Source organism: Clostridium sp. HV4-5-A1G, from assembly GCF_900184915.1.
GTDB lineage: Bacteria > Bacillota > Clostridia > Clostridiales > Clostridiaceae > Clostridium_B > Clostridium_B aromativorans.
In genome coordinates this window covers 1-7,172 of sequence record NZ_FXYI02000175.1, presented here as the reverse complement: position 1 = coordinate 7,172, position 7,172 = coordinate 1, and the positions used below count along the sequence as shown (strand labels likewise).

5 protein-coding genes, 1 tRNA gene and 1 rRNA gene are annotated in these 7,172 nt (G+C 35.9%); 5 read left to right on the top strand and 2 right to left on the bottom strand.

Annotation, left to right across the window (positions count from 1 at the left end; translation table 11 throughout):
* Nucleotides 1-282 precede the first annotated feature (282 nt).
* Nucleotides 283-399 (top strand): 5S ribosomal RNA (gene rrf, locus J5G60_RS15100).
* A gap of 8 nt (nucleotides 400-407) precedes the next feature.
* Nucleotides 408-482 (top strand) — tRNA-Asn (locus J5G60_RS15095).
* A gap of 159 nt (nucleotides 483-641) precedes the next feature.
* Here J5G60_RS15095 and J5G60_RS15090 read toward each other — a convergent pair.
* Nucleotides 642-1,508 (bottom strand): ComEC/Rec2 family competence protein, encoded by an 867-nt coding sequence (locus J5G60_RS15090; protein WP_150358753.1) that lies wholly within the window; start codon nucleotides 1,506-1,508, stop codon nucleotides 642-644.
* 36 nt (nucleotides 1,509-1,544) lie between these two features.
* Nucleotides 1,545-2,270: a lysophospholipid acyltransferase family protein gene (locus J5G60_RS15085; RefSeq protein WP_150358754.1), complete on the bottom strand. Its 726-nt coding sequence runs from the start codon at nucleotides 2,268-2,270 to the stop codon at nucleotides 1,545-1,547.
* Between the two features lie 452 nt (nucleotides 2,271-2,722).
* Between J5G60_RS15085 and J5G60_RS15080 the strand changes: the two genes are divergently transcribed.
* Genes J5G60_RS15080 through J5G60_RS15070 form a run of 3 tightly spaced genes read left to right on the top strand, consistent with a single transcriptional unit; the run spans nucleotide 2,723 to nucleotide 7,092 of the window.
* Complete coding sequence (locus J5G60_RS15080; protein ID WP_150358755.1) at nucleotides 2,723-4,093, top strand: 2-isopropylmalate synthase; 1,371 nt, start codon at nucleotides 2,723-2,725, stop codon at nucleotides 4,091-4,093.
* Between the two features lie 38 nt (nucleotides 4,094-4,131).
* Entirely contained in the window at nucleotides 4,132-6,057 is a 1,926-nt protein-coding gene (locus tag J5G60_RS15075) for an aconitate hydratase (protein ID WP_150358756.1), read from the top strand.
* 30 nt (nucleotides 6,058-6,087) lie between these two features.
* Nucleotides 6,088-7,092 (top strand): isocitrate dehydrogenase (NAD(+)), encoded by a 1,005-nt coding sequence (locus J5G60_RS15070; protein WP_150358757.1) that lies wholly within the window; start codon nucleotides 6,088-6,090, stop codon nucleotides 7,090-7,092.
* Nucleotides 7,093-7,172 lie beyond the last annotated feature (80 nt).

The window sequence follows — 7,172 nt, the reverse complement described above, 5'->3', positions numbered from 1 at the left end:
ACTGATACTAATAGGTCGAGGGCTTGACCAAAAGAAGACATGGAAGAGATATTTACTGTGCAATTTTGAGAGAACAGGGTTCTCTAAACTCACTCAGCTGAAGCTGAGGAGTAGTGATTTATACCTTTGGTAATAATAAGGTAATATGTCAAGAAAATTGATAATAGCGAGCAGTTCAAGGAAAGACTCGAGTGAGGAGCAGAGCTTACTCATGTAAGTGAGCACCGCAGCGAAAGACTTGACGAAGGAATGCGAAGTTAGTAGTAATTTTCGGTAAAAATATCTGGTGGCAATAACGTGAAGGCAACACCCCTTACCATTTCGAACAGGAAGGTTAAGCTTCACAGTGCCCATGGTACTGCAGGGGAGGCCCTGTGGGAGAGCAGGTCGTCGCCAGATAAAGCTGTTCCGTGGTAGCTCAATGGTTGAGCATTCGGCTGTTAACCGAAGGGTTGGAGGTTCGAGCCCTCTCCACGGAGCCATTTTATTTTTTAAAATGTTAATTATGCAGACCAAATAAATTTTGGTCTGCTTTTTATTATGTAACAGTACTTAATTAATAGGACTGATTTCCGACAAGGGTTGAAGCTCTTCATTAACGTGCATCGTTAATGAAATCGAATAATACTTTCTTACATAAATTATTCTTTACTTATCTTGTTGCCATCGCTTATAAGCAGCACAGTTCCATCTACGTCAGTTCTGTATATCTGTATGTTTTTTCTTTTAAGTTTATTTATTGTATTTTTAGTAGGATGACCATACTTGTTGTTTTTGCCACAGCTTATTATAGCTATTTTAGGGTTGACTTTATCTAAAAATTTTTCTGAAGTGGAAGTTGAACTTCCATGATGTCCAACTTTTAGCACATCTGCCGAGAGATCATAATTTTTATCTATCATTTCGTCTTCACTCTTATTTTCAGCATCGCCTGTAAATAAAAATTTAGTATTTCCGTAGGTGATTTTTAAAACTATGGAATAGTTGTTGGTGTCTTCATACATAGTGCTGTTTGGAGCTATTATTTCAGCTGTGGTTTTTTTACCTAAATTCAATTCAGTGGCACGTGGAATTGGAACGTTTATTTTCATATTCTTATTTCTTAATGCAGTTATCATGCTCTCAAAGGTTATGGTGTTAGCTGTTTTTTTGGGAGCATAGAATTTATATATGTCATATTTTCTTATTATTGAACTCATGCCACCTATGTGATCCTCATCTGGATGAGTTGCAATTACATAATCCAATTTTTTTATACCTTGTTTCCTTAAATAGGACATTAGTTTATCTTTACTGTCATTTGGGCCTGCATCTATTAGAAGGTTTTTACCGTTTACTTGAATAAGCTCGCTGTCACCTTGCCCTACATCTATGTAATGTACTATGATTTGAGATGATTTAACTTTTGAATTCAATACATTGCTGGTACTATTGGTACACCCAGAGAGTAGAAAAAGTACTGCCAGGAATACACTTATCATGTTTAAATGTTTTTTTATGAAATTCACTATTGTAACAGCTCCTTTAGTTATTTGGAAAATGTATTAGCCTTTAAGGTATATTTTTTCGGATATTTTTTGTTTTATAATATTTGACAAGTTTGAAAGCTCTTCCTTTGACATATTATCGATATATATGGGTTCACATATGGTCATTTTCACATCTGCAGGTTTTAGTATGCTGTGTTTATTACCCTCTCTTAATCTATAGCTTCCATCTATGGCAATGGGAACTATGGGCACTTTGGATTTTAAAGCCAATTTTAAGCTGCCTTTTTTGAATTCACCTATTTTAGGTCCTTTGCTTCTGGTACCTTCTGGAAATACCACCATACTGTGTCCGCTTTTCAAAATTTTAATACCTTCATTTATGGATTTTATGGATTCCCGAATATTTTGTCTGTTCATGAAGACACAGTTTATCTGCCGCATCCAATAAGTAAGCAATCCAATTTTAGTGATTTCTTTTTTAGCTATAAATCCAACCGTTCTATTGAGGGATGAGATTATTATTGGTATATCAAAAAACCCCTGATGATTGGCGACAAAAAGGCAGGGAACCTGCGGCAAATGTTCTTTTCCTTCCAATTTAATTCTGGCATTTACGAGATTTAAAATGAAATTTGCCCAATTTTTTACAGCAACATATATATAATTTTCAACTTGTTCTTTGTCTCCTGTTTTTTTTATTCCCTCCAATTTGATTTTTTTTGTTACAGTACCAATCATATAGAGAATAAAAATAAAATAAAATAAAATGGTTTTTAACATAAATCGATTCCTCCTTGTAGAATTCTATTGATGAGTTCGTAAATATTACCTATCTATTATATCATATCCAATTATCATATATATTGAATAAATAATTTAGCTTTTAGTGCAAATATTGGCTAAAATAATAAAAAATATGGTTTTAATTAATTTAATTTTGCCAGAAATATTCATAGGTCCAATATGTACAATAAAAAATCCTATTTTATAGGACAATTGCATAAAATAAATGAGATCATTCAATTAGAGCAAAAATAAAAATATCTATTTGCTAATGGAAAATAAAAGTGTTACAATATAGATAATTTGTTATTAAACAAGTTAATATACTGTAATTATTAAAATGGATATTTAAAATACATATAAAAATAAAAGTTACATATGAAATGAGTAAATAATAATAATTCAAAAATCCATTTAAAATTATAGATCCAATATTTTAAACCAAGGAGATGATTTCATTGAAAAATAATTCAGCCAATTATAAATTGGACAATGTAAACAGCCCTAATCTTTATAAAGATATGTTTCCTTATGATGAAGTCCCAAAAGTAGTTTTTGATAATGTACAAGTTCCTATGGATATTCCAGAAAAAATATATATTACAGATACAACTTTTAGGGATGGACAGCAGTCTATGCCCCCTTATACAAGTAAGCAGATAATAAAAATTTTTGATTATCTTCATCAATTGGACAATAATTCTGGTATAATTAAACAGACGGAATTTTTCTTATATACAGAAAAGGACAGGAAAGCAGCTGAAGCCTGCATTGAAAAAGGATATAAATTTCCTGAAGTGACTTCCTGGATAAGAGCCAATAAGAAAGATTTCAAGTTGGTGAAGCAGATGGGGATTAGAGAAACTGGAATGCTTATGTCGTGTTCAGATTACCATATATTCAAAAAACTCAAAATGACAAGACAGGAAGCTATGGACATGTATTTGGACATAGTTAGAGAGGTGTTGAATAATGGAATTTACCCCAGATGTCATCTGGAAGATATTACTAGAGCTGACTTCTATGGATTTGTAGTTCCTCTTGTAACTAAATTGATGGAACTGTCTAGAGAGGCCAATATTCCTGTGAAAATAAGAGCCTGTGATACTCTTGGTTTGGGTGTATCCTACAATGGAGTGACTGTCCCAAGAAGTGTCCAGAAAATTATTCATGGGCTTAGAACTATCTGTGGAGTTCCTTCAGATATGATAGAATGGCATGGGCATAATGATTTTTATAGTGTAGTAGATAATTCTACAACTGCCTGGTTATATGGAGCATCTTCTGTAAATACGTCTCTCCTGGGGATAGGCGAGAGAACGGGAAATTGTCCCCTGGAGGCCATGGTATTTGAATATGCACAATTAAAAGGCAATACTGGAAATATGAATTTGCATATTATAACGGAATTGGCGCAGTATTTCAGTAAAGAAATGAAATATGATATACCTACAAGAACTCCATTTGTCGGTAAAGAATTTAATGAAACCAGGGCGGGGATACACGCAGATGGTATATTAAAAGATGAAGAGATCTACAATGCTTTTGATACGGACAAAATTTTGGGAAAGCCAATTGTTGTAGCTGTAAATCAATATTCAGGACATGCAGGAATTGCAGCTTGGATCAATACCTATTATAGATTGAAGGGTGACGATAGGGTTGATAAGAAGGATGAGAGAATTAATGATATAAAATTATGGGTAGATGAACAATATAAGTCGGGAAGAACTACCATGATAGGAAACAATGAGCTTGAGCTGCTGGTAAAAGAGTTGATGCCGGAAGTTATGAGAAAGAATGAAGAGAGAGCGAGTTAATCAGTCGAATAGAATATTTGCGGAAATGAGGGATTTATGTGGGATTGAACGCAGCAAAAAAGATAATAAAGAATCATCTCGTTAAAGGTGAAATGATACCAGGAGAGGAGATTGCAATAAAAATAGATAGAACTCTTACCCAGGATTCTACAGGCACTATGGCCTATCTTCAGTTTGAAGCACTTGGAATAGATAGGGTAAAAACCAAGAAATCCATAGCCTATATAGATCACAACATGTTACAGTCAGGTCCTGAAAATGCAGATGATCATGCTTATATTCAAACTGTAGCAAAAAAGCATGGTATATATTTTTCAAGGCCTGGAAATGGGATATGTCATCAAGTTAATCTGGAGAGGTTTGGAGTACCGGGAGATACTCTTTTGGGATCCGACAGCCATACTCCTACAGCAGGTGGGATAGGAATGCTTGCCATTGGAGCAGGCGGACTTGATGTAGCAGTGGCCATGGGCGGTGGAGAGTATTATTTGAATATGCCTAAGATAGTCAAAGTTAATTTAAAAGGCAGATTGGGAGCATGGATTACAGCCAAGGATATAATTTTGGAGATGTTAAAAAGGCTCAGTGTTAAAGGTGGAATTGGAAAGATATTTGAGTATGTTGGAGAGGGAGCAAAGACACTGTCTGTTCCTGAAAGGGCAACCATAACCAATATGGGAGCAGAACTTGGTGCCACTACATCAATATTTCCCAGTGATAATGTAGTTCGTGAATTTTTAAGAGCTCAGGGGAGAGAAAAAGATTTTTCTTTTATTGAACCGGATGCAGATGCAAGCTATGATGAGGAGATGGAAATAGATTTATCATCCCTGGAACCTATGGTAGCATGTCCGCATAGTCCGGACAAAGTGGTTGCTGTTTCAGAATTGGAAGATGTTAAAGTAAATCAAGTATGTATAGGGAGTTGTACCAATTCATCTTATGTGGATATGATGAAAGTGGCACATATATTAAAGGGAAATACAGTAAGTGAAGATGTTTCTCTTACCATATCTCCGGGTTCAAGACAGGTTCTGACCATGCTGTCCCAAAATGGAGCATTGTCCTATATGATAGAGGCAGGTGCAAGAGTGTTGGAGAGTGCCTGCGGACCCTGTATAGGAATGGGGCAATCACCTTCTACTGGTGCTGTATCTCTCAGAACTTTTAACAGAAATTTTGAGGGAAGATCAGGTACTAAGTCCGCAAAAGTATATCTGGTAAGTCCGGAAATTGCAGCTGTTTCTGCATTGACAGGTTATATTACGGATCCAAGACAGATGGGGACGCCTTTTAAAGTTGAAATGCCTGCAAAATTTTTAATAGATGACAATATGGTAGTTGATCCCAGCAGGGCCGGAGAAGATGTCAGAGTGGTAAGAGGACCTAATATAAAGCCATTTCCTGTGGCAAAGCCACTGAAAGATGTTTTGAATGGAAAAGTGCTTACAAAAGTAGGAGACAATATAACTACAGATCATATAATGCCTTCTAATTCAAAATTGCTGCCCTATAGATCCAATATCCCATACTTGTCTGATTACTGTCTGACACCCTGCGATGAAGAATTTCCCGCAAAGGCAAAGAAAAATTCAGGGGGTTTTATAGTGGCGGGAGAAAATTATGGACAGGGTTCCAGCAGAGAACATGCGGCATTGGCTCCTCTTTACCTGGGAATAAAGGCAGTATTTGCGAGGTCTTTTGCTAGAATCCACAGGCAGAATCTTATAAATAATGGAATACTTCCTCTGGTTTTTCAAAATGTGAAGGATTATGAAGAGATAGATGTAATGGATGAACTTGAAATGGGAGATATGCTCAAACAAATTGACGGTGATACAATCATAGTGAAAAACAAGACAAAGAACAAAGAATATAATATGCTATTTGATGTTACCCAAAGGCAGAGAAATATGATAAAATATGGTGGATTGATAAATTTGATGAAAAGGAATAGTCTATAAAATTCGACATATTAGGGGGTAATTGATTTTATGAAGCACAGACACAGAGTAACTCTTATTCCGGGCGACGGTATAGGTCCAGAGGTTAGTGAAGCGGCAACAAAAATTATAGATGCCAGTGGTGTGGATATAGATTGGGATATAGCTGAAGCTGGAGCGGCTTTTATAGATAAATATGGCACTCCTATTCCGGAGAAGGTCATTGACAGTATAAAGAGAAACAAAGTGGCATTGAAGGGTCCCGTGACCACGCCAGTGGGGAAAGGTTTCAAAAGCGTAAATGTAACCTTGAGAAAAAGTTTGAATTTATATGCCAATATAAGGCCTATAAAAACGTATGAAGGGGTAAAGTCCAGGTATGATAATGTTGATTTGGTTATATTCAGGGAAAATACTGAGGATCTATATGCGGGAATAGAGTTTATGGTAAATGATGAGACAGCACAAAGTGTGAAGATAATATCCAAGAATGCCAGCAGAAAAATAGTAAAAGCAGCTTTTGAATATGCGGTTAATAATGGAAGAAGGAAAGTAACCGCAGTTCACAAGGCCAATATAATGAAATTGTCAGATGGACTTTTTTTAAGAACTGCCAGAGAAGTAGCTGAAGAATATGATGATATAGAATTTGATGATGTGATAGTAGATGCCATGAGCATGAAACTGGTGTTGAATCCTGAAAAATATGACGTGCTTGTAATGCCAAACTTGTATGGCGATATATTGTCTGATCTGGCATCCGGACTGGTAGGGGGACTGGGGCTAGTTCCCGGGGCCAACATGGGAGAAGAGCGAGCTGTATTTGAGCCTGCCCATGGTTCAGCTCCTGATATTGCAGGACAGAACAAGGCGAATCCTACTGCTATAATATTGTCTTCAGTTATGATGTTGAAATATTTACATGAAAGTGAAGCTGCGGATAGAATTGAAAGGGCAGTGGAAAATGTGTTAAAAGAGGGAAAGTATATAACCCCTGATCTAGGAGGAAATTCAACTACTGATGAATTCACCAATGCTGTAATTTCAGAATTGTAATAGTATTTTTGATATTAAAGTGTAAAATAAGCTGCTGCACAAATTTAATTGTGCAGCAGCTCTTTATAATTAAATTATAT

Coding starts and splice junctions, on each gene's coding strand:
- J5G60_RS15085 (WP_150358754.1), bottom strand. CDS start 2,270: ATGTTAAAAACCATTTTATTTTATTTTATTTTTATTCTCTATATGATT.
- J5G60_RS15070 (WP_150358757.1), top strand. CDS start 6,088: ATGAAGCACAGACACAGAGTAACTCTTATTCCGGGCGACGGTATAGGT.
- J5G60_RS15080 (WP_150358755.1), top strand. CDS start 2,723: ATGATTTCATTGAAAAATAATTCAGCCAATTATAAATTGGACAATGTA.